Source organism: Pseudenterobacter timonensis, assembly GCF_900021175.1.
Lineage (GTDB): Bacteria > Pseudomonadota > Gammaproteobacteria > Enterobacterales > Enterobacteriaceae > Enterobacter > Enterobacter timonensis.
The window spans coordinates 41,378-62,747 of sequence record NZ_FCOP01000013.1; the positions used below are offsets into that span (position 1 = coordinate 41,378).

General features: G+C 58.8%; 22 protein-coding genes. 14 read left to right on the plus strand and 8 right to left on the minus strand.

Annotated features, from left to right (window positions below; all coding sequences use genetic code 11):
* The first annotated feature begins 7 nt into the window (after window positions 1-7).
* From osmX to clcB, 4 genes are all read left to right on the plus strand, one after another.
* Window positions 8-907, plus strand: coding sequence for an osmoprotectant ABC transporter substrate-binding protein OsmX (osmX, locus tag BN3796_RS15605; RefSeq protein WP_061709290.1), 900 nt, complete (start codon window positions 8-10; stop codon window positions 905-907).
* Window positions 908-916: 9 nt separating this feature from the next.
* Entirely contained in the window at window positions 917-1,564 is a 648-nt protein-coding gene (gene osmW, locus BN3796_RS15610) for an osmoprotectant ABC transporter permease OsmW (RefSeq protein ID WP_061709291.1), read from the plus strand.
* A complete protein-coding gene (gene osmV / locus BN3796_RS15615; RefSeq protein ID WP_061709292.1) occupies window positions 1,564-2,706 on the plus strand; it encodes an osmoprotectant ABC transporter ATP-binding protein OsmV in 1,143 nt (380 codons plus the stop codon). The genes osmW and osmV overlap by 1 nt, the downstream gene beginning before the upstream one ends.
* Window positions 2,707-2,814: 108 nt before the next feature.
* Window positions 2,815-4,125, plus strand: coding sequence for a voltage-gated ClC-type chloride channel ClcB (clcB, locus tag BN3796_RS15620; protein WP_061709293.1), 1,311 nt, complete (start codon window positions 2,815-2,817; stop codon window positions 4,123-4,125).
* Here clcB and bioD read toward each other — a convergent pair.
* From bioD to BN3796_RS15635, 3 genes are all read right to left on the minus strand, one after another.
* Window positions 4,060-4,755, minus strand: coding sequence for a dethiobiotin synthase (gene bioD / locus BN3796_RS15625; RefSeq protein WP_061709294.1), 696 nt, complete (start codon window positions 4,753-4,755; stop codon window positions 4,060-4,062). The genes clcB and bioD overlap by 66 nt on opposite strands.
* A 132-nt stretch (window positions 4,756-4,887) precedes the next feature.
* Complete coding sequence (gene mlc, locus BN3796_RS15630) at window positions 4,888-6,108, minus strand: sugar metabolism global transcriptional regulator Mlc (RefSeq protein ID WP_061709295.1); 1,221 nt, start codon at window positions 6,106-6,108, stop codon at window positions 4,888-4,890.
* A gap of 124 nt (window positions 6,109-6,232) precedes the next feature.
* Window positions 6,233-7,135 (minus strand): LysR family transcriptional regulator, encoded by a 903-nt coding sequence (locus BN3796_RS15635; protein WP_061709296.1) that lies wholly within the window; start codon window positions 7,133-7,135, stop codon window positions 6,233-6,235.
* A gap of 120 nt (window positions 7,136-7,255) precedes the next feature.
* On the opposite strand from BN3796_RS15635, the gene BN3796_RS15640 reads away from it, so the two are divergent.
* Both BN3796_RS15640 and iraP read left to right on the plus strand, forming a co-directional pair.
* Complete coding sequence (locus BN3796_RS15640) at window positions 7,256-8,506, plus strand: MFS transporter (protein ID WP_061709297.1); 1,251 nt, start codon at window positions 7,256-7,258, stop codon at window positions 8,504-8,506.
* Window positions 8,507-8,596: 90 nt separating this feature from the next.
* On the plus strand, window positions 8,597-8,938 hold the full coding sequence (iraP, locus tag BN3796_RS15645; RefSeq protein WP_061709298.1) for an anti-adapter protein IraP: 342 nt from the start codon (window positions 8,597-8,599) through the stop codon (window positions 8,936-8,938).
* Between the two features lie 132 nt (window positions 8,939-9,070).
* On the opposite strand, the gene BN3796_RS15650 is transcribed toward iraP, so the two are convergent.
* A complete protein-coding gene (locus BN3796_RS15650) occupies window positions 9,071-9,553 on the minus strand; it encodes a glutathione peroxidase (RefSeq protein ID WP_061710034.1) in 483 nt (160 codons plus the stop codon).
* Window positions 9,554-9,879: 326 nt separating this feature from the next.
* Between BN3796_RS15650 and BN3796_RS15655 the strand changes: the two genes are divergently transcribed.
* From BN3796_RS15655 to BN3796_RS15665, 4 genes are all read left to right on the plus strand, one after another.
* Window positions 9,880-11,367: a carboxypeptidase M32 gene (locus BN3796_RS15655; RefSeq protein WP_061709299.1), complete on the plus strand. Its 1,488-nt coding sequence runs from the start codon at window positions 9,880-9,882 to the stop codon at window positions 11,365-11,367.
* 147 nt (window positions 11,368-11,514) lie between these two features.
* Window positions 11,515-11,820, plus strand: a complete 306-nt coding sequence (gene asr / locus BN3796_RS15660; RefSeq protein WP_061709300.1) for an acid resistance repetitive basic protein Asr — start codon at window positions 11,515-11,517, stop codon at window positions 11,818-11,820.
* Between the two features lie 86 nt (window positions 11,821-11,906).
* The gene (ydgU, locus tag BN3796_RS21255) at window positions 11,907-11,990 is read left to right on the plus strand and encodes a small membrane protein YdgU (RefSeq protein ID WP_456107080.1); all 84 of its coding nucleotides are present in this window, start codon (window positions 11,907-11,909) and stop codon (window positions 11,988-11,990) included.
* Between the two features lie 101 nt (window positions 11,991-12,091).
* Entirely contained in the window at window positions 12,092-12,913 is an 822-nt protein-coding gene (locus BN3796_RS15665) for a trypsin-like serine peptidase (RefSeq protein WP_061709301.1), read from the plus strand.
* Window positions 12,914-12,915: 2 nt separating this feature from the next.
* Here the strand turns inward: BN3796_RS15665 and mdtI are convergent, their stop codons facing one another.
* The gene (gene mdtI / locus BN3796_RS15670) at window positions 12,916-13,245 is read right to left on the minus strand and encodes a multidrug/spermidine efflux SMR transporter subunit MdtI (RefSeq protein ID WP_061709302.1); all 330 of its coding nucleotides are present in this window, start codon (window positions 13,243-13,245) and stop codon (window positions 12,916-12,918) included.
* Window positions 13,232-13,591, minus strand: coding sequence for a multidrug/spermidine efflux SMR transporter subunit MdtJ (gene mdtJ / locus BN3796_RS15675; protein WP_061709303.1), 360 nt, complete (start codon window positions 13,589-13,591; stop codon window positions 13,232-13,234). The genes mdtI and mdtJ overlap by 14 nt, the downstream gene beginning before the upstream one ends.
* A 407-nt stretch (window positions 13,592-13,998) precedes the next feature.
* Here mdtJ and BN3796_RS15680 point away from each other — a divergent pair, with 407 nt between their 5' ends.
* Window positions 13,999-15,033, plus strand: a complete 1,035-nt coding sequence (locus BN3796_RS15680; RefSeq protein WP_061709304.1) for an AI-2E family transporter — start codon at window positions 13,999-14,001, stop codon at window positions 15,031-15,033.
* Between the two features lie 39 nt (window positions 15,034-15,072).
* Here the strand turns inward: BN3796_RS15680 and BN3796_RS15685 are convergent, their stop codons facing one another.
* Both BN3796_RS15685 and rnm read right to left on the minus strand, forming a co-directional pair.
* Window positions 15,073-15,693 (minus strand): L-threonylcarbamoyladenylate synthase, encoded by a 621-nt coding sequence (locus BN3796_RS15685; protein WP_061709305.1) that lies wholly within the window; start codon window positions 15,691-15,693, stop codon window positions 15,073-15,075.
* Window positions 15,690-16,574, minus strand: a complete 885-nt coding sequence (gene rnm / locus BN3796_RS15690; RefSeq protein ID WP_061709306.1) for an RNase RNM — start codon at window positions 16,572-16,574, stop codon at window positions 15,690-15,692. Before rnm ends, BN3796_RS15685 begins: the two co-directional genes overlap by 4 nt.
* A gap of 274 nt (window positions 16,575-16,848) precedes the next feature.
* Between rnm and BN3796_RS20610 the strand changes: the two genes are divergently transcribed.
* From BN3796_RS20610 to trpCF, 3 genes are read left to right on the plus strand one after another with little or no spacing between them, the layout of a single operon-like run.
* Entirely contained in the window at window positions 16,849-18,411 is a 1,563-nt protein-coding gene (locus tag BN3796_RS20610) for an anthranilate synthase component 1 (RefSeq protein WP_061709307.1), read from the plus strand.
* Window positions 18,411-20,006 (plus strand): bifunctional anthranilate synthase glutamate amidotransferase component TrpG/anthranilate phosphoribosyltransferase TrpD, encoded by a 1,596-nt coding sequence (trpD, locus tag BN3796_RS15700; protein WP_061709308.1) that lies wholly within the window; start codon window positions 18,411-18,413, stop codon window positions 20,004-20,006. The genes BN3796_RS20610 and trpD overlap by 1 nt, the downstream gene beginning before the upstream one ends.
* Before the next feature lie 3 nt (window positions 20,007-20,009).
* Window positions 20,010-21,368 (plus strand): bifunctional indole-3-glycerol-phosphate synthase TrpC/phosphoribosylanthranilate isomerase TrpF, encoded by a 1,359-nt coding sequence (trpCF, locus tag BN3796_RS15705; RefSeq protein WP_061709309.1) that lies wholly within the window; start codon window positions 20,010-20,012, stop codon window positions 21,366-21,368.
* Window positions 21,369-21,370 lie beyond the last annotated feature (2 nt).

The following is a 21,370-nucleotide window of genomic DNA, read 5'->3' on the forward strand; positions in this document are numbered from 1 at the left end:
AGCTTCGATGAAACCTGTTTCCGTCCTGAAGGCGCTTTTTGTCGCCGCGCTCTTCGCCGCCCAGGCGCAGGCCGCGCCGATCATTCTCGCCACCAAAAGCTTTACCGAGCAGCATATCCTCTCGGCCATGACCGTACAGTATCTGCAGAAAAAGGGATTTCAGGTCCAGCCACAAACCAATATCGCCACGGTTATCTCCCGTAATGCGATGATCAACAAGCAGATCGATATGACCTGGGAATACACCGGCACCTCGCTCATCATCTTTAACCACATCAACAAACGGATGTCGCCCGAAGAGTCTTACGAGACGGTGAAGCGTCTGGATGCGAAGCACGGTCTGGTCTGGCTGAAGCCCGCCGATATGAACAACACCTACGCCTTCGCCATGCAGCGCAAGCGTGCCGAGGCGGAGCACATTAACACCATGTCCGACCTGGTGGCGAAGATTGAGCAGGTGCGAAAAACCGACCCCGATCATAACTGGATGCTGGGGCTGGATCTGGAGTTCGCCGGGCGCAGCGACGGCATGAAGCCGCTGCAGGAGGCCTATAACATGAAGCTCGACCGCCCGCAGATCCGCCAGATGGACCCGGGCCTGGTCTATAACGCGGTACGCGACGGCTTCGTCGACGCTGGCCTGATCTATACCACTGACGGACGCGTGAAGGGCTTCGACCTTAAAGTGCTGGAGGATGACAAGGGCTTCTTCCCGAGCTACGCGGTCACCCCGGTGGTGCGTAAAGATACTCTGGAAGCGAACCCTGGCCTTGAAGAGGCGCTTAACACCCTCTCCGCCCAGCTCAACAACGATGTGATTACCGAGCTGAACAAACGGGTCGATATCGATCACCAGTCACCGCAGCAGGTCGCCCGAGATTTCCTGCGTAGCAAGCATCTGCTGTAAGGAGGCGTCATGGATACGATTCATTACATTATCGACAACTGGGGTTATCTGCTGACGCTCACCTTCCAGCATCTCTGGCTGGTGGCCCTGGCGGTCGGGCTGGCGATTATTATCGGCGTGCCGCTGGGTATTCTTATCGTGCGTCACAAATGGCTGGCGACGCCGGTGCTGGGAATCGCCACTATCGTGCTGACCATTCCCTCTATCGCCCTGTTCGGGTTGATGATCCCGCTCTTTTCGCTGATCGGTCAGGGAATTGGCGCCCTGCCCGCCATTACCGCAGTGTTTCTCTACTCGCTGCTGCCGATTGTGCGTAACACCCACACCGCCCTCGACAGTCTGCCGCCGGGCCTGCGTGAAGCGGGACGCGGTATCGGCATGACCTTCTGGCAACGCCTGCGCTGGGTGGAGATCCCGATGGCGCTGCCGGTGATTTTTGGCGGCATTCGTACCGCCGTCGTGATGAATATCGGCGTGATGGCCATCGCGGCGGTAATTGGCGCGGGTGGCCTGGGGCTGCTGTTACTCAACGGCATTGGCGGCAGCGACGTGCGTCTGCTTATTGCCGGTGCGCTGATGATTTGTCTTTTAGCGATTGTGCTCGACTGGCTGCTGCATCGCCTGCAGATCGCGCTGACTCCAAAGGGGATTCGTTAATGATTAAACTCGAAAATCTCACCAAACAATTTACCCAGAAAAACGGTCAGATTTTTAAGGCTGTGGACAATATTAACCTCAACGTGCCCGAGGGGGAGATGTGCGTTCTGCTGGGGCCGTCCGGCTGCGGCAAGACCACTACGCTGAAGATGATTAACCGCCTTATCGCTCCCAGCAGCGGCAAGATTTTTATCAACGGCGAAGATACCAGCGGGATGGATACCGTCACCCTGCGTCGCAATATCGGCTATGTGATCCAGCAGATTGGCCTGTTTCCCAATATGACCATCGAAGAGAACATTACCGTCGTGCCGCGGATGCTGGGCTGGGATAAGGCCCGCTGTAAATCACGCGCCGAAGAGCTGATGGATATGGTGGCGCTCGATCCGCATAAGTTTCTCCACCGCTATCCGCGCGAGATGTCCGGCGGCCAGCAGCAGCGTATCGGCGTGATCCGCGCGCTGGCGGCAGATCCGCCGGTACTGCTGATGGATGAACCTTTCGGCGCAGTCGACCCGATTAACCGCGAGGTGATCCAGAACCAGTTTCTGGAGATGCAACGCAAGCTGAGAAAAACGGTTATGCTGGTGAGCCACGATATCGACGAAGCGCTGAAGCTCGGCGATCGTATCGCGGTCTTTCGTCAGGGCCATATCGTGCAGTGCGCCAGCCCGGACGAGCTGCTGGCGAAACCGGCGAACGAGTTTGTCGGCTCCTTTGTCGGCCAGGACCGCACGCTCAAGCGTCTGCTGCTGGTTTCCGCTGGCGACGTCACCGATCAGCAGCCAACCCTGACGGCCCGCCCTTCCACGCCGCTGCCGGAGGCGTTCGCCATCATGGACGATAACGATATTCGCGCTATCACCGTGGTGGATGAAAACGGCAAACCGCTGGGCTTTGTCAAACGCCGCGAGGCACGCAACGCTACCGGCACCTGCGCCGATCTGCTGCATCCGTTCCGCATGACCGGCAAAGCGGAAGATAACCTGCGCGTAGTGCTGTCGCGTCTGTATGAGAGCAACACCAGCTGGATGCCCATTGTGGATGAAGAGGGTCGCTATAACGGGGAGATCTCCCAGGACTATATCGCCGAGTACCTCAGCTCCGGTAAAACCCGCCGCGCGCTCAATATCCACAGCTAAACGCCACCCTCACCCGCCCGGGTGAGGGTAATTTACCGCACGGATAACTTTTGCTAACCCCGCGTTTTCGCTTCACAATATTCTTTTCTTCTCATCTCGTGATTCATCATGCATCGACTTCACGCCTATCCCGATATCCGCGCGATGTTTCGCCGTCTGCTGATCGCCTCTCTGACAGGGGTACTGGCCGCGCTGGCGGTGGCGCTCTTTCGTCACGCCATGTACTGGCTGGAGTGGCTGTTTCTCGATAATCAGAGCGGAAGCCTGGTGAATGCCGCCAGCGCCCTGGCGCCCTGGCGACGGGCGTTGACCCCCGCGCTTGGCGGCGCGGCGGCGGGTTTACTGCTCTGGGGCTGGCAGCGGCTTAACCAGCAACGTCCCCATGCGCCGACTGACTACATGGAGGCGCTGGAGACCGACGATGGTCGCTTTGACTACGGCGCGAGCCTGGTCAAATCCCTCGCCTCGCTGCTGGTGGTCGCCAGCGGCAGCGCCATAGGCCGGGAAGGGGCAATGATCCTCCTGGCCGCCCTCGCCGCGTCGTTTTTTGCCCGCCGCTTTACGCCGAAAAGCGAATGGAAGCTCTGGATCGCCTGCGGCGCGGCGGCCGGTATGGCCAGCGCCTATCATGCGCCGCTGGCGGGCAGCCTCTTTATCGCCGAAATTCTCTTTGGGACGCTGATGCTCGCCTCCCTGGGGCCGGTGGTGATCGCCGCCGTAGTGGCGCTACTCACCACCCGCCTGCTCAGTCCCGGCGCGGCGCAGCTTTATCAGGTGAACTTCAGCGGTGAGCTGAACGGGCTTGATTACGCGCTGATCCTGGCGACGGGGCTGCTGGCGGGCCTCTGCGGGCCGGCGCTGATGGCGTTGATGCGTTACAGCCATACCCTCTTTTTACGCCTGAAGCTCTCACCCCCGCTCCAGCTGGCGCTGGGGGGGCTTATCGTCGGGTTGCTTTCGCTGCTGACGCCGAAGGTGTGGGGGAATGGCTATAGCGTGGTGCAGGCCTTTCTGCTGGAGCCGCCGCTGCTGTCGATGATAGCCGGGGTCTTTCTCTGCAAGCTGCTGGCGGTTCTGGCAAGCAGCGGTTCGGGAGCGCCCGGCGGCGTTTTTACCCCTACCCTGTTTGTCGGACTGGCGACGGGTATGCTCTTTGCCCGTCTGATCGGCCTCTGGGTGCCTGACGCGGAGATTGCGCTACTGCTGGGTCTGGCCGGAATGGCATCGCTGCTGGCAGCCACCACGCATGCGCCGATTATGGCGGCGCTGATGGTGTGTGAGATGACCGGGCAGTATCTCTTACTGCCCGCCTTATTAATCGCCTGCGTGGTGGCGTCGGTGCTGTCGCGGACCTTACGCCACGACTCGATCTACGGAGAGCATACTGCCGAACATCGACAGGTTGATGTACTGCGCTAAATCACGCTGCTCGGCGCGCGGCAGGTAGGGTAATTCCCCCACCAGCGGCCCCGGCAGCTTCTTGCTCAGCACGTCGATAATCTCGGCATAATGGGCCAGGCCCGGGTTGATGCGGTTAGCGACCCAGCCGATAAGCGGCAGGCCGTCATTGGCGATCGCCTGCGCCGTCAGCAAAGCGTGGTTGATACACCCTTCCTGAATGCCTACCACCAACAGTACCGGCAGCTGTTCCTGCACCACCCATTCGGAGAGCGGACGCAGATCGTTCATCAGGCTGCGCCAGCCGCCGGTGCCTTCCACTACCACATGGTCAACCTGCTCGCTTAAGTGCGCCAGCCCGTTTGAGAGCAGGGAGTAATTGATAAGGCCGCTGTGCGCCACGCTGCTCTCTTCTTCGCTGAGCGCGATGGGGTTAATGGCGTGATAAGGCAGTTCTGGGCTGGAGACGCTCTGCAGCACCAGCGCATCTTTATTGCGGAGTCCCTCCGGCGTCTCTTTACTGCCTTTCGCAACCGGCTTATAGCCAGCCACACTTTTACCACCTGCCGCCAGGGCCTGCAGCAAGGCACGGGAGACAACCGTCTTGCCGACAGAGGTATCTGTACCCGTTACAAAGAAACGCTTAAGCATCACTCACTCCACCTCTTGGGTATATGCTTCGAAAATATAAACCAGGTAAATAATTCAGTGGAGGCAGTCTAAGGTATGGACCCGGGAGCAGGCTTGCGTTAGCGCAAATTTTCTTACATCTTTGAAAAAGAGTTATCCCTGTAACAGGCGGATCAGCAGGGAGCCGTTGTACATCGCATCTTTGACCAGCGCCGCCCCAGCCATCGTCCCCTGATTGATAAACTGCGTGCTTTCCACCACGATGTTGCGGCTGTAGGCGGGAAGCGACTGCTGGCGGATACAGTCGGAAATCGCCGGGAAGAGGATATTAGCGGCTTTGTTGAGCGGCGAACCGATAAGGATCTTCTGGGGATTAAAGAGGTTCACCATGATGGCCAGGATACGCCCCACGTTATTCCCCACTCCGGTAATGATATCCCGCGCCAGCAGGTCGCCTTCGAGCGCCGCCGCGCAGAGGGATTCGACCGTCAGCGGCTGGCCGTGGAGCGCCGAACTCATCGACTGGCTCAGGCGCAGCTGCGCCAGCTCCAGCACGCTCTCAACGCTGGCGATAGTCTCCAGGCAGCCATGGTTACCGCAATAGCAGCGCTTGCCGTAGGGGTCGACCTGGGTGTGGCCAATCTCCACCAGGCTGCTGCTGCCCGCATGGAGCAGCCGCCCGTCGGTGATGACGCCCGCGCCAACGTTATGGTCAATCACCACCTGGATGACATCCCGCGCGCCGCGTGACGCGCCGAACAGCGCTTCGGCCATCGTCCAGGCGCTGATGTCGTGCTGAATATAGACCGGCACGCCGGTATGCGCCTCCAGCGCATCACCCAGCGGCATCTCTTTCACCTCTTCATAAAAGGGCATCCGGTGCACGATGCCGTTCTCGGTATCGATAATGCCCGGCAGCGTAATGGCGATAGCGGTCAGACGCTCCAGCTTGTTCTGGTGGCGAATAAAAAACTGGTCGATATGCCAGATGATGCGCGACAGCAACGCTTCGCCAGGCTCAAGAGAGAGCGTCAGTTGCTCCTCAACGACCAGCTTGCTGCTCAGATCGCGCAGGGCGAGAAAGAGCTCGCCGGGAAGGATGCGGATCGACAGGTAGTGCCAGGCCTCCGTCTCCACCACCAGCCCCACCGCCGGACGCCCGCGGCTGCCCGGCTCTTGGATCTCCGTCTCCTGCACCAGATGCGCCTCCAGCATCTCACGCACAATTTTGGTGATACTGGCGGGGGCCAGCTGGGCCAGACGAGAAAGATCGATACGCGAGACCGGACCAAGCTGATCTATCAGGCGATATACTGCACCCGCATTGGTTTGCTTAATCTGATCGATATGTCCCGGCTGACTGTCAGCGACCACCTGGCACTCCCTTATTTTCGCGCTTCGAAATAAACTTTCGGCTATGGTGAAACACTTCGCGGACGATCGTCAAATTTTTACTTAGCCTTGTGATTTACTGCACATTTTTCCCCATCTTTTGCGCTCAAAACGGACGATGCGCCGCTGCAAGCAGCCGATCTTTGAACCGGAGCGCCGCTTGGCTCAGCGGATGATGACGGGACCAGACCAGCCACATCTCGGAGATAGCGTCCTCTTCGGCCAGCGGGATCCAGCGCATCTCCTCCAGCTGCACCCGCTTAAAGGAGGCGGGGAGAATAGAAACGCCAAGACCGGCGGCTACCAGTCCGATGATGGTCATCGCCTCCCCCACCTCCTGCGTAATCACTGGCGCCTGCCCGTAGCGGCGCATCAGTCCCAGAATGTCGTCATACAGCCCGGTACCCACGTGTGGATCGAAAAAGACGAACGGCTCTTTCGCCAGCGCCGCCAGGCTTACGGCGGGAAGTGACGCCAGAGGGTGATCGGTGGGGATCATCGCCAGCAGCGGTTCCCGCAGTATCTTCTGCCAGCTAAGGGTCTCCGGCAGGTGCGTATTGCGCATCAGCCCCAGCTCCAGCGAGCCTTCGTTGAGGGGGGCAATCTGCTCGCGCGTATTAATTTCGCGGGTCTGAATATGCACGTCCGGGTAGTCGCGACGAAAGGAGGAGAGCGTAGTAGAAACCGCGCTGATAAAGGGCGCCGAGGAGGTAAATCCGATGCGGATCTCCCCGGTTTCCCCGAGGTGCAGCCGGGCGGCGCGGGCGGCGGCGTCATCCACCTGGCTCATGATCTGGCGGCTGTCGGCAAGAAACTGCCTGCCCGCGGCCGTGAGTTCAACGCTGCGGTTGGTGCGCGCCAGCAGACGGGCGCCAACCTGCTGCTCCAGCAGCTGGATCTGCTGGCTAAGCGGCGGCTGGGAAATATTGAGCCGGGCGGCGGCGCGGCCAAAATGGAGCTCCTCGGCGACGGCAATGAAATAACGCAGATGGCGCAGTTCAATATTCATATTTTAAAAGTATCATTTAAGATTATTAATATATTAGACAGAATATTTACATTTTCCTACCCTGTAGCTGTGGTCATACCCGTCACCTGAATCACGGGGATGTTTATACAAGGAACTTCTGTGAGCCGTACTTCTGCCGTTGATATCGCCCCATCCAGCGATATCAAAACGCCCGCTTCCGCACCTCAGATAACCTTTATCCGCCGAGGCACGCCCCCCTTTATGCGCGTCACCCTGGCGCTTTTCTCCGCCGGACTTGCAACCTTCGCCCTGCTCTACTGCGTGCAGCCGATCCTGCCGGTGCTCTCCCATGAGTTCGGGGTTTCGCCTGCCAGCAGCAGTATTTCGCTCTCGGTCTCCACGGCGATGCTGGCGGTTGGCCTGCTCTTTACCGGCCCGCTCTCTGACGCCATCGGGCGTAAGCCGGTGATGGTCACCGCGCTGCTGCTCGCCTCCGTCTGTACGCTACTTTCAACGATGATGAGCAGCTGGCACGGTATCCTGGTGATGCGCGCTCTGGTGGGCCTTTCACTGAGCGGCGTAGCGGCGGTTGGCATGACCTACCTGAGCGAAGAGATCCATCCCAGCTTTGTCGCCTTCTCAATGGGACTCTATATCAGCGGTAACTCCATCGGCGGTATGAGCGGGCGACTGTTGAGCGGGGTGATGACCGACTTCTTTAACTGGCGGATCGCACTGGCGGCAATCGGCTGTTTTGCGCTGGCCTCGGCGCTGATGTTCTGGAAAATTCTTCCCGCCTCGCGCCACTTTCGCCCCTCTTCCCTGCGCCCGAAAACGCTCTTTATCAACTTCCGTCTGCACTGGCGCGACCCGGGGCTGCCGAGGCTGTTTCTAATCGGGTTTCTGCTGATGGGGGCGTTTGTCACGCTGTTTAATTACATTGGCTATCGGCTGATGCTCTCCCCCTGGCATCTGAGCCAGGCGCTGGTCGGCCTGCTGTCGGTGGCCTATCTCACCGGCACCTGGAGCTCGCCGAAAGCGGGAGCAATGACCACGCGCTACGGGCGCGGGCCGGTAATGATCTTCTCCACTGCGGTGATGCTGCTCGGCCTGCTGCTGACGCTCTTCTCTTCCCTGTGGCTCATTTTTGCCGGCATGCTGCTCTTTTCGGCCGGTTTCTTTGCCGCCCACTCCGTCGCCAGCAGCTGGATCGGCCCGCGCGCGCGCCGCGCCAAAGGGCAGGCCTCATCGCTCTATCTCTTCAGTTATTATGTAGGATCGAGCATTGCCGGGACGCTCGGCGGTCTGTTCTGGCACCGTTACGGCTGGAATGGCGTGGGCGGTTTTATCGCCCTGCTGCTCTGCGGCGCGCTGCTGGCAGGGGCGAGCCTGCACCGGCGCTTACATTAATTTTAAATTCTCTCTTTGAGTTTCGGAAAACCATCACTGTTTTCACCCAAAACCCTGGTAGAATGCGCGAATCATTCACGGGGAATTAAAATGAAAAATATCATTATCAGTATGGTCGCCAAGATCTCAAAGATGGACGCTGAAGCCAAAGCGCTCACCGCGCAGGTGGAGGCGCAGTCCCTGCTGCTCAGCGCAATGCTGCTGGCGGTCGGGAAAAATGGCGGCACGGATAAGATGGTCGAGAGCGTCAATAAAGCCATTAACTCGGTGATGGAAGTCTCTGACGATCTGCTGCGCTCTGACGCGCAAATGCTGCTGAGCGAATTTAACGATCTCCTCGCGATTGCCCGGTTAATTGAAAAAGCGGACAGCGAAATCGATATCGACGCCCTGCATAAAATTCCAGACAGCAATGAGGAAAGACATCCGTAAGCTGCGCGCTTCGACGTAATCCGTCCCGCGTCTGTAAAACTGATTTCGAAAATTAACGCCTGATCGTGGCGTCATATAAATATTATCTCTCTCGTATGCGATTTAATGTGAATGTCCGAATAGTTCAGATGTTCACATTTTTAGTGCAGCAATGATGGCCGTTTCCATTTTCTCCGGCGTGGTAAACGGTGCAAATCGCTTAAGCGGTTTGCCGTCTCGCCCAATCAGAAACTTGGTAAAGTTCCACTTGATCCGCTTCCCCGGCACGCCGGGTAATTCCTCTTTCAGGTAACGAAATACCGGGTGTGTTGCGGCGCCGTTGACCTCCACTTTCTCAAACATCGGGAAGCTCACACCGTAGTTGATGTAACAGGTCTGCGCGATATCGTCGACACCACCGGGCTCCTGCTTACCAAACTGGTTGCAGGGAAAACCGAGCACCACCAGCCCCTGAGCAGCATACTTTCTGTAAAGCGTTTCAAGCCCTGCGTATTGCGGCGTGAAGCCACACCGGCTGGCAGTATTTACTACCAGGACTACCTTTCCCGCGTAGTCTTCCATAGCGACCGGTTGCCCCTGCAGGCTGGTGGCCGCCAGTTGATAAAAAGTGGTCATCGCAACATATTCTCTCTTCAGGAACGCCTGACAGGCCCGATCGGGCAATTTTCGTATTTTCCGGCCCAATATGATCCAGACCATTAGCGCGCCAGGCAGCATAAATCCAGCCAGAATCCTGAACAAAAATATATATGCAGTTTCATCAATATCGCAAAGCGACATTGGCGAAAATCCCGGTATTTTCATTTTTTCTCTGCGCCACGCACGACGCTCCCCTGCCTTTTACGCCTGACACCTGAGCATGCGTGCATGAAAAACAGATAAATAATGTAAAAATCACGTTAAACTCCCGGAGCGATCCCGAACGATAAGGAATAACAACAGTGGAAAAATCATCTGCTTATCAACAGCTCACCCGTACCTTCCAGCGTCTCTCCCGCTTCTCGCACCTCTCCGCCATCGCCAGCTGGGATATGTTCGCGGTTATGCCCCCCGGCGGCAGCGCCGCGCGCGGGGAAGCGCTGGCCGAGATTAGCGTGTTGCAGCACCAGATCCTCACCGATAAAAAGGTAGGTGAGTGGCTTAGCGCCGCCGAAAGTGAAGATCTTGATGATGTGGAGCAGGCCAACCTGCGTGAGATGCGACGTCACTATCAGCAGGCCTCCCTGCTGCCGGAAGCGCTGGTGGAGGCGAAATCGCTGGCGGGCAGCAAGTGCGAGCACGCCTGGCGCACTCAGCGCCCGGCAAACGACTGGCAGGGCTTTAGCGCCAAACTGAAAGAGGTGGTCAGGCTAAGCCGCGAAGAGGCGCGCCTGCGCGCCGCGGCGAAAGGCTGCACGCCGTATGACGCCCTGCTCGATATTTTTGAGCCGGACATGACCAGCGCACAGCTGGATGGGCTGTTCGGCGATATGAAGAGCTGGCTGCCGGATCTGCTGGCTCAGGTAGTGGAAAAGCAGTCCCACCAGTCGTTTGTGCCGCCGCAGGGGCCGTTCCCCACCGCCATCCAGCGGGAGCTGGGGCTGGAAGCGATGTCCATGCTCGGCTTTGATTTTAACGCCGGCCGCCTGGATGTGAGCGCCCATCCCTTCTGCGGCGGCGTGCCGGAGGATGTACGCATCACTACCCGTTATGACGAAGAGGAGCTTCTCAGCGCCCTGTTCGGCGTGATCCACGAAACAGGCCACGCCCGCTACGAGCAAAACCTGCCCCGCAACTGGCTCGGCCAGCCTGTCGCCCTGGCGCGTTCCACCGCCATTCACGAATCGCAAAGCCTCTTTTTCGAAATGCAGCTCGGGCGCAGCAACGCATTTCTTAAACATCTGCTGCCGGCGGTCCACGCCCGTTTTGGCAGCCAGGCGGCCTTCAGCGAAGAGAACTTTATCGCCTGGAATCAGCGCGTGAAGCCGGGCTATATCCGCGTTGATGCCGACGAGGTGAGCTATCCGGCGCATGTTGTTCTGCGCTATGAGATCGAGCGTGCGCTGATCAACGGCGAGATCGAGGTAGAGGATATTCCGGCGCTGTGGGATGAAAAAATGCAGGCCTGGCTGGGGCTCTCCACGAAAGAGAACTACCGCAACGGCTGTATGCAGGATATTCACTGGACCGATGGCGGCTTTGGCTACTTCCCCTCTTACACCCTGGGCGCCATGTATGCCGCGCAGCTGTTCAGCGCCGCCCGTCGCGCGCTGCCGGGGCTGGAGGATGCCATTGCCGAAGGCGATTTTGCCGCGCTTTTTGACTGGCTGCGCCAGAATATCTGGCAGCACGGCAGCCGCTTTACCACCGCACAGCTCATCGAGCAGGCAACCGGCGAGCCGTTAAACATTCGCTTTTTCCGCGAACACCTCACTACCCGCTATCTGTAACCCTTCTGCCGGGGGAAACCCCGGCAGTGTACAAAGCGTTACACGCCGATACCATTCACTCACGGAAGCCCCGGATTTACAGAGATATAGTGATTTCAACGGCCCCGCAGGGGGGTTGCATGAGAAATTAAATTCGAGGGTACAGGAATGAAAAAAGTATTAGCTCTGGTCGTTGCCGCTGCTATGGGTCTCTCTTCAGCTGCGTTCGCGGCTGACACCGCCGCTTCCGCTGCGCCAGCCGCTACCGCTAAAACGGCCCCGGCGAAAACGGTTCACCACAAAAAACATAAAAAAGCGGCTGAGCAAAAAGCGCAGGCTGCGAAAAAGCACCACAAAAAAGCGGTGAAAAAGGAAAGTGCGCCAGCTGAACAGAAAGCCCAGGCGGCCAAAAAACACCACAAAAAAGCGGTAAAATCTACGGCGGCTAAACCGGCGGCTCAGCCTGCTGCGTAAACGTCAGGAACCGCTCCCGTAAGGGAGAACAGTAATCCGGCGCTGAACCGACACAGGATCGGCGCCGTTTCTTTTGCGGAGGGGGTATGCTGCGCCGTTACCGGTTTGAGTTCATTCTTACCGCACTCATTATATGCGCGCTCGTCACCCTCCATTTTTATCTTTCATGAATGTAGCACGCTGATTTTACTCCCGCTTTAACGCTGTCCCGTCTATAGTATTTTCATAGGGTTCGCTTTTAATAATCATAATTACCCCACCAGAGTGAGATATGCGGAAAATAGCTGTAAGTTTACTGGGAACGTTTTGCCTCTTTTCGGGCTTTGTACACGCAGATGAGGGCGATGATGACGCCATCAATGCCACGGAAGTGCAGACGCTGTTTTTCGGCCACGACGATCGCACGCGCGTAACGGATCCCACTCAATCCCCCTGGGACGCTATCGGCCAGCTGGAAACCGCCAGCGGCAATCTCTGCACCGCCACCCTGATCTCTCCGCACCTGGCCTTAACCGCCGGGCATTGCCTGCTGACGCCGCCGAACGGCAAACCGGATAAAGCTGTCGCCCTGCGCTTTGTCTCGCTTAAAGGACACTGGCGCTACGACATTCACGGTATTGAAGGGCGCGTCGATCCGTCGCTTGGCCGACGGCTCAAAGCGGACGGTGACGGCTGGATCGTACCGCCGAATGCCGCGGAGTGGGACTTTGGCCTGGTGGTGCTACGCTATCCCCCGTCCGGCATTACGCCCCTGCCGCTCTTTGAGGGCGACAAAGCGGCACTCACCGCCGCACTGAAAACGGCACAGAGAAAAGTGACGCAGTCCGGCTATCCGGTCGATCATCTGGATACGCTCTACACCCATGCGGGCTGCGAGGTAACTGGCTGGGCGCAGACCGGCGTGCTGTCCCACCAGTGCGACACGCTGCCGGGCGACAGCGGCTCGCCGCTCATGCTTGAAACCGACCAGGGGTGGCAGCTGATTGGCGTTCAGAGCTCCGCCCCGGCGGCCAAGGATCGCTATCGGGCCGATAACCGGGCGATATCGGTTACCGGCTTTCGCGATCGGCTGGAGGCGCTGGCCCGGCAGTAGCCTCAGGCCAGTTTGATGACCACCATTCCGGCGATCAGCAGCACAAGCCCCACCCAGCCGCGGGCGTTAAGACGCTGCCCAAACAGGATCCACCCTGCCGCCAGCGTCGCGGCAATCCCAAAGCCGCCCCACAGGGCGTAGGCCACCGACAGATCGATGCCCTTAACCGCCTGCGACAGGGCGCTGAAGGCGCCGAGCACGGCAGCGATGGAGATGGAGCCATAGCGTTTGCGGCGAAAGCCGTCTGAGAATTTCAGAAAGAGGTTGGCGACAATCTCCAGCACAATGGCTAACGCCAGCCAGGCCGCATGTACCCATTCAAACTGCTGCATGGCGCTCCTCCTTGTCTGCGGATGCGTGGCGGGTCCCCGATTTAATCAGCACAATGCCGGCCACCAGAATCGCCAGACCGGTCACTTTTGTGACCGACAGCGCTTCATCAAACAGCAGAACGCTGAAAATCGTAATCAGTAAAATACCGATCCCTTCCCAGAGCGCGTACGCCACGCCCAGCGCGATTTTTTTTACCGCGAAACAGAGAAATATATAAGAGAGGGAGATCATGGCCAGCATTAAAATAAAGCCAGTATGTCCTCCGTCGAGGCTTGCCCATTTCATCGACAAGGTGCCGGTAATTTCGGTCAGAATCGCCAGACCTAAAAGTATCCAGTAAAACATCGTTCTTCTCCTGCTTGAGAATAATATTCCATGCGGTATACCGTGAACGGCAAACCGAAAATGTAAAAATGGCGTAACACGCCAGCTTAGGCAGGAGACGGGGCTAGAGCGCGCTGCGCCAGTGTTGCTCGCCGGACGGCAGGCAAAAAAGAGGGATCGAAGGCGTGGGGTGAGCAGAAAACCATTTGCTGAACAGATTGTCCATAATATTACAATTATCCGCGGGGTTGCTTCTCGTCTTTGCGGATGAAAATTGTCCTCAGTTATTAAACACATCGGATTTGTACCACAGGCCAGGAATTAACTCAAAGGCTTTTCATTTCTTTACCCTTCGTATTTGATATTCGTTAATATTTTGTTTAGCGAGGCGTTTTATTCTGTCTGGAAAAATCAGTTCAGGAACTGCTATGGCTAAACCTGTTATTACGTTGAACGGATTAAAGCTGGTCATCATGCTGGGTATGCTGGTGATTATTCTGACGGGCATCCGTTTAGCGGCCGATATTATCGTACCGTTTATTCTGGCGCTGTTTATTGCCGTGATCCTTAATCCGCTGGTGCAGCGAATGGGACGTTTACGCCTCCCCCGCGTGGTGGCCATTACGCTGCTGATCAGCGTTATCGTGCTGGGAATGGTGCTGCTGCTTGCCTATCTGGGCACCTCCCTCAATGAGCTGACCCGTACGCTACCCCAGTATCGCTCCTCGCTGGCGGTGCCGCTGCAGCAGCTGGAACCCTGGCTGCAGCGGGCAGGGATCGGGGTGTCGGTGGAGGATCTGCTGAAATATATTGACCCGAACGCCGCGATGTCGCTGGTGACCGGCCTGCTGGCGCAGCTTTCCAACGCCATGAGCGCCATCTTTTTGCTGCTGTTAACCGTGGTTTTTATGCTGCTGGAGGTGCCGCAGTTGCCGGCTAAGCTTCAGCCGCTGATGTCGCGCCCGGCCGAAGGCATGGGGGCTATCCAGCGGGCGGTGGACAGCGTCTCGCGCTATCTGGTGCTCAAGACTGCCATCAGTATCATTACCGGGCTGGTGGTCTGGGGCATGCTGGCCGCGTTGGGCGTGCGCTTCGCCTTTATCTGGGGGCTGCTGGCTTTTGCCCTTAACTATATTCCTAATATCGGCTCGGTGCTGGCCGCCCTTCCCCCTATCGCGCAGGTGCTGGTCTTTAATGGTTTTTACGATGCGCTTATCGTGCTGGGGGGATATCTGCTGGTGAACCTGGTGTTCGGGAATATTCTTGAGCCGCGAGTGATGGGGCGTGGGCTGGGCCTCTCGACGCTGGTGGTTTTTTTATCGTTAATCTTCTGGGGATGGCTGCTCGGTCCGGTGGGGATGCTGCTCTCCGTACCGCTGACGATTATCGTGAAGATTGCGCTGGAGCAGACGGAGGGCGGGCGGAGTATTGCCCTGCTGTTAAGCGACACAGGAGCGCGATAGCGAATATCAGCGCCTGGCGTTAACCAGGCGCTGACGCGTCTACAGGAATGGCGTCACGTCGCCAACCCCTTCACGGATCACCTGCGGGGAATCATCCGTCAGATCCACAACCGTGGTGGGCTGTTGCCCCAGATAGCCGCCGTGAATAATCAGCTCGACCACTTTTTCGAGGCGATCCTTGATCTCTTCCGGGTCCGATTCGGTAAATTCGCTGCCCGGCAGCATCAGGGAGGTGGAGAGCATCGGCTCGCCAAGCGTCTCCAGCAGAGCCTGAGCGATCGGGTTCGAGGGGACGCGCATACCAATTGTTTTGCGCTTCTCCTGCAACAGGCGGCGCGGCACATCCTTGGTCCCTTTCAGGATGAAGGTGTAGTTACCCGGCGTATTGTTTTTGATCAGGCGAAACGCCACGTTATCCACGTAGGCATAGGTCGAGAGCTCTGAGAGATCGCGACACATCAGGGTAAAGTTGTGACCGTCCGGCAGCTGGCGAATGCGGCAGATGCGCTCCATGGCGGACTTGTCTTCAATTTTACAGCCCAGCGCATAGCCGGAATCGGTCGGATAGACGATCACCCCGCCCTTACGCACGATCTCCACCGCCTGATTAATCAGGCGCGGCTGCGGGTTGTCCGGGTGGATATAAAAAAACTGGCTCATACTTCCCTCTCGTTTACAGGTTGCTGCGGCTGTTCCCAGAGCTGCCAGACCGGTTCCACGCCTGCGGGCAGCCAGAGCTTACGGCCCAGTTCAATCCAGGCGCAGGGCTGATGAAAATCAGACCCTTGCGAAGCCAGCAGCCCAAACTGGCGGGCGTATGCCGCAAGCTGGGTTCGCTCGTTGGGAGCCTGCTGGCACTGGGCGACTTCCATCGCCTCTCCGCCCTGTTCGGCAAAATACGCCAGCAGCCTTTTCAGCCACTTAGCGGAAAGGTTATAGCGCCCCGGATGGGCCAGTACCGCCTTGCCGCCAGAATGATGAATCACATCAATAGCTTGTTCTATTGTACACCACTGGGGAGGAACATAGCCGGTTTTCCCGCGCGCGAGGTATTTTTTAAAGACATCCGCCATGTTGCTCGCTTTCCCGGCCTCGACCAGGAAGCGGGCAAAATGACCGCGCGTCACCGCTCCGCCATTAGCCAGCCGACGCGCCCCCTCCAGCGCGCCGGGAATATGCGCCTTTTCAAGCCGTTCAGCGATCAGCTGCGCCCGCTGGTTACGCCGCGCTTTTTGCTCTGCAAGAAACGCGCACATCGCCGGGTGGGCGATATCGATATTAAGACCAACGATGTGAATTTCGTGATTTTCCCAGAGAGTGGAGATTTCCACGCCTGATACCAGCGCCAGCGGCAGCGCGCTGCGCGCGATCTCCGCGCGGGCGGCGGCAATGGCGTCGGTGGTGTCATGATCGGTGATCGCCAGCGTGCCAACACGCATCTCCACGGCACGATGGACAAGCGCTTCGGGCGTCAGCAGGCCGTCGGAGGCCTGCGTATGGCTGTGTAAATCATAAATCACGGCGTAATTTGTGTCGCTCAAAACGGCTTCCATAAAGGTAAATAAGAGGTTAAAAATCTATGATACCGATTTGTTGGCAATTTCTGAAATCAGGGGTTGACTTTACATCATCGAACTAGTTAACTAGTACGCAAGTTCACACGACAAGGTATCCGACAATGACCCTTACTCTTTCACTCCACTACGGTTGGCGCACCTCCTGATTCTCGGGCAGCGCTGCACGTCTGCGTACGCGCACGGATACCTTGCCCGCCCCCGGCGGGCTTTTTTTTGAACAGAATATGAGAACAGCAACATGCAAACAGCCAAACCACAACTCGAACTGCTGACCTGCGAGGTGGCCTATCGCCACAACCCTGCCGCTCTGTTCCATCAACTTTGCGGCGCGCGCCCGGCGACACTCCTGCTGGAGTCAGCCGATATCGACAGCAAGGACGATCTGAAAAGCCTGCTGCTGGTCGACAGCGCGCTACGTATTACCGCTACAGGTGACACTGTCACGATCCAGGCGCTCTCCGAAAATGGCGCCTCCCTGTTGCCGCGCCTTGACGCGGCACTTCCGGCAGGGGTAGAGAATGAAAAACGCCCCGATGCGCGCACCCTGCGCTTCCCGCCGGTCAGCCAGCTGCTGGATGAAGATGCCCGTCTCTGCTCCCTCTCCGTTTTTGATACCTTCCGCCTGCTGCAGACGCTGGTGGCGGTGCCGGAAAACGAACGCGAGGCGATGTTCTTCGGCGGCCTGTTTGCCTATGACCTGGTGGCCGGGTTTGAAAACCTGCCGGAGATTGCGCAGGGTAACCGCTGCCCCGATTACTGCTTCTATCTCGCGGAAACGCTGCTGGTTGTGGATCATCAGAAAAAATATACCCGCATTCAGGCCAGCCTTTTCAGCGACAGCGCCGCGGAAAAAGTGCGCCTTGAACAGCGCATCGCCCAGCTCAAAGCACAGATGACCGAAGAGCCGCCCGCGCTGCCGGTGCAGAGGGTGGAACATATGCGCTGCGAATGTAGCCAGAGCGACGAGGAGTATGGCGCGGTGGTGCGCCAGATGCAGCGGGCGATCCGCGCCGGAGAAATTTTCCAGGTCGTCCCTTCCCGCCGCTTCTCGCTGCCGTGCCCCTCCCCCCTGGCCGCCTACGACGTACTGAAAAAGAGCAATCCCAGCCCCTATATGTTCTTTATGCAGGATAACGACTTCATCCTCTTCGGCGCCTCGCCGGAGAGCTCCCTGAAATATGACGCCGTCAGCCGCGAGATTGAGATCTACCCCATTGCCGGCACCCGCCCGCGCGGTCGTCGCGCCGATGGTTCGCTGGATCGCGATCTCGACAGCCGCATTGAGCTGGAGATGCGTACCGACCACAAAGAGCTCTCCGAACACCTGATGCTGGTGGATCTGGCGCGCAACGATCTGGCGCGTATCTGCACCCCCGGCACCCGCTACGTGGCGGACCTCACCAAGGTGGATCGCTACTCGTTTGTGATGCATCTGGTCTCCCGCGTGGTGGGCGAGCTGCGCAGCGATCTGGATGTGCTGCACGCCTACCGCGCCTGCATGAATATGGGCACCCTGAGCGGCGCGCCGAAGGTGCGCGCCATGCAGCTCATCGCCCAGGCTGAAGGTCAGCGCCGGGGCAGCTACGGCGGCGCGGTGGGCTACTTTACCGCCCACGGCGATCTCGATACCTGCATCGTCATTCGCTCGGCCTACGTGGAAGATGGCATTGCCACCGTCCAGGCCGGGGCCGGCATAGTTCTCGACTCTGTTCCGCAGTCTGAAGCTGATGAAACGCGTAATAAAGCCCGCGCGGTCCTGCGCGCCATTGCCACCGCACACCACGCACAGGAGATTTTCTGATGGCTGACATTCTGCTGCTCGATAACATCGACTCCTTTACCTACAACCTGGCTGACCAGCTGCGCGCGAACGGCCATAACGTGGTGATCTACCGCAACCACGTTCCGGCGCAAACGCTGATTGACCGGCTGGCGACCATGCAGAATCCGGTGCTCCTCCTCTCTCCCGGGCCGGGCGCGCCAAGCGAAGCGGGCTGTATGCCGGAGCTGTTAACCCGCCTGCGCGGCAAGCTGCCGATAATCGGTATCTGCCTGGGCCATCAGGCGATCGTCGAAGCCTACGGCGGCTACGTCGGCCAGGCGGGGGAGATCCTGCACGGCAAAGCCTCCAGCATTGAACACGACGGCCAGGGGATGTTCGCCGGTCTGCCCAACCCGCTGCCGGTGGCCCGTTACCATTCCCTGGTGGGGAGCAATATCCCGGCGGGTCTGACCATTAACGCCTCCTTCGAGGGGATGGTGATGGCGGTGCGTCACGACGCGGACCGCGTCTGCGGGATGCAGTTCCACCCCGAATCGATCCTCACCTCGCAGGGGGCGCGCCTGCTGGAGCAGACTCTCGACTGGGCGCTGCAAAAGCTGGAACAGACCAATACCCTGCAGCCGGTGCTGGAAAAACTCTACCAGGCCGAAACCCTGACACAGCAGGAGAGCCACCAGCTCTTCAGCGCCGTGGTGCGCGGCGAGCTTAAGCCGGAGCAGCTGGCCGCCGCGCTGGTGAGCATGAAGATCCGCGGCGAACATCCGCAGGAGATCGCCGGCGCGGCCACCGCTCTGCTGGAAAACGCGGCTCCCTTCCCGCGCCCGGACTACCTGTTTGCCGATATTGTCGGCACCGGCGGTGACGGCAGCAACAGCATCAATATCTCCACCGCCAGCGCCTTTGTCGCCGCGGCCTGCGGGCTGAAGGTGGCGAAACATGGCAACCGCAGCGTCTCCAGCCGCTCCGGCTCGTCCGATCTGCTTGCCGCCTTCGGCATCAATCTGGAGATGAACGCCGAGCGCTCCCGGGAAGCGCTGGACGAGCTGGGCGTCTGTTTCCTCTTTGCGCCGAAGTACCACACCGGATTCCGCCACGCGATGCCGGTACGCCAGCAGCTTAAGACCCGCACCCTGTTCAACGTCCTGGGGCCGCTGATTAATCCGGCACATCCCCCGCTGGCGCTGATTGGCGTCTACAGCCCGGAACTGGTGCTACCGATTGCTGAAACGCTGCGCGTGCTGGGCTATCAGCGCGCCTCCGTGGTACACAGCGGTGGTATGGATGAGGTCTCCCTCCACGCCCCAACGCTGGTGGCGGAGCTGCGCGACGGCAATATTGAGAGCTATCAGCTGGAGGCGGCGGACTTTGGCCTTACCCCCTATCATCAGGAACAGCTGGCGGGCGGCACGCCGGAAGAAAACCGTGACATTCTTACGCGCTTGCTACAAGGTAAAGGTGAGGCCGCCCACGAGGCCGCCGTTGCCGCGAACGTCGCGATGCTGATGCGCCTGCACGGCGAAGAAGATTTAAAAGCCAACGTACAAAAAGTTCTGGATGTGCTGCGCTCCGGCGCAGCATATGACCGCGTTACCGCACTTGCTGCAAGAGGGTAAACAATGCAGACCGTTTTAGCGAAAATCGTCGCCGACAAGGCCATCTGGGTAGAGGCCCGCAAAGCGCAGCAGCCGCTGGCGAGCTTCCAGAACGAGGTCGTGCCGAGCAGCCGTCGTTTTTATGATGCCCTGCGTGGCGCCCGCACCGCCTTTATTCTGGAGTGTAAAAAAGCATCTCCGTCTAAAGGGGTGATCCGCGACGATTTTGATCCTGCGCGCATCGCCGGGATTTATAAACACCATGCCTCAGCCATCTCCGTGCTGACGGATGAGAAATATTTTCAGGGCAGCTTCGACTTTCTGCCCGTGGTCAGCAACATCGCGCCGCAGCCGATCCTGTGCAAAGACTTCATCATCGACCCGTACCAGATCTGGCTGGCCCGCTTTTACCAGGCGGACGCCTGCCTGCTGATGCTCTCCGTGCTGGACGATGACCAGTATCGCCAGCTTGCCGCCGTGGCGCACAGCCTCAATATGGGGGTGCTGACGGAGGTGAGCAATGAAGAGGAGCTGGAGCGTGCTATCGCCCTGGAGGCAAAAGTCGTCGGCATCAACAACCGCGACCTGCGCGATCTCTCCATTGACCTGAACCGCACCCGCGAGCTGGCCCCGCGTCTTGGCGCTGGCGTCACGGTAATCAGCGAGTCGGGAATTACCACCTACGCTCAGGTGCGCGAGCTGAGCCATTTTGCCAACGGCTTTTTGATCGGCTCGGCGCTGATGTCCGAGGACGATCTGAGCGCCGCGATCCGCCGCGTGCTGCTGGGGGAAAATAAGGTCTGTGGCCTTACCCGTCCTGAAGATGCCGCCGCCGCGCTGGAAGCGGGGGCGATTTACGGCGGGCTGATTTTTGTCGCCGCCTCCCCGCGCTGCGTGACCGATGAACAGGCGCGCACGGTAATGGCTGGCGCGCCGCTGCGCTATGTGGGCGTATTCCGCGACGCGCCGGTTGATGAGGTGGTTGCGAAGGCGCAGTCGCTGGAGCTGGCCGCGGTGCAGCTGCACGGCAGTGAAGACCAGGCCTATATCGACCAGCTGCGCGATGCCCTGCCTGCCCAGGTGCAGATCTGGAAAGCAATGAGCGTGGGCCACACCCTGCCGCCGCGCAATTTGCAGCGGGTGGATAAATATGTGCTGGACAATGGCCAGGGGGGCACCGGCGAGCGTTTTGACTGGTCGCTGCTCGGCGGTGAACAGCTGGATAACGTCCTGCTGGCGGGTGGTTTAGGGCCGGACAACTGCGTGGCAGCAGCGAAAGCTGGCTGCGCTGGCCTCGATTTTAATTCCGGCGTCGAATCCCAACCGGGCATCAAAGACGCCAGCAAGCTGGCCTCGGTATTTAAGACGCTGCGTGCTTACTAAGG

Bases quoted from the DNA above. Each gene is read 5' to 3' on its own strand.
- osmV (WP_061709292.1), top strand. From the start codon at position 1,564: ATGATTAAACTCGAAAATCTCACCAAACAATTTACCCAGAAAAACGGT.
- BN3796_RS15680 (WP_061709304.1), top strand. From the start codon at position 13,999: ATGGCTAAACCTGTTATTACGTTGAACGGATTAAAGCTGGTCATCATG.
- BN3796_RS15685 (WP_061709305.1), bottom strand. From the start codon at position 15,693: ATGAGCCAGTTTTTTTATATCCACCCGGACAACCCGCAGCCGCGCCTG.
- mdtI (WP_061709302.1), bottom strand. From the start codon at position 13,245: ATGCAGCAGTTTGAATGGGTACATGCGGCCTGGCTGGCGTTAGCCATT.
- asr (WP_061709300.1), top strand. From the start codon at position 11,515: ATGAAAAAAGTATTAGCTCTGGTCGTTGCCGCTGCTATGGGTCTCTCT.
- trpD (WP_061709308.1), top strand. From the start codon at position 18,411: ATGGCTGACATTCTGCTGCTCGATAACATCGACTCCTTTACCTACAAC.
- BN3796_RS20610 (WP_061709307.1), top strand. From the start codon at position 16,849: ATGCAAACAGCCAAACCACAACTCGAACTGCTGACCTGCGAGGTGGCC.
- bioD (WP_061709294.1), bottom strand. From the start codon at position 4,755: ATGCTTAAGCGTTTCTTTGTAACGGGTACAGATACCTCTGTCGGCAAG.
- BN3796_RS15650 (WP_061710034.1), bottom strand. From the start codon at position 9,553: ATGACCACTTTTTATCAACTGGCGGCCACCAGCCTGCAGGGGCAACCG.
- mdtJ (WP_061709303.1), bottom strand. From the start codon at position 13,591: ATGTTTTACTGGATACTTTTAGGTCTGGCGATTCTGACCGAAATTACC.
- osmW (WP_061709291.1), top strand. From the start codon at position 917: ATGGATACGATTCATTACATTATCGACAACTGGGGTTATCTGCTGACG.
- BN3796_RS15635 (WP_061709296.1), bottom strand. From the start codon at position 7,135: ATGAATATTGAACTGCGCCATCTGCGTTATTTCATTGCCGTCGCCGAG.
- ydgU (WP_456107080.1), top strand. From the start codon at position 11,907: ATGCTGCGCCGTTACCGGTTTGAGTTCATTCTTACCGCACTCATTATA.
- clcB (WP_061709293.1), top strand. From the start codon at position 2,815: ATGCATCGACTTCACGCCTATCCCGATATCCGCGCGATGTTTCGCCGT.
- iraP (WP_061709298.1), top strand. From the start codon at position 8,597: ATGAAAAATATCATTATCAGTATGGTCGCCAAGATCTCAAAGATGGAC.
- osmX (WP_061709290.1), top strand. From the start codon at position 8: ATGAAACCTGTTTCCGTCCTGAAGGCGCTTTTTGTCGCCGCGCTCTTC.
- BN3796_RS15665 (WP_061709301.1), top strand. From the start codon at position 12,092: ATGCGGAAAATAGCTGTAAGTTTACTGGGAACGTTTTGCCTCTTTTCG.
- trpCF (WP_061709309.1), top strand. From the start codon at position 20,010: ATGCAGACCGTTTTAGCGAAAATCGTCGCCGACAAGGCCATCTGGGTA.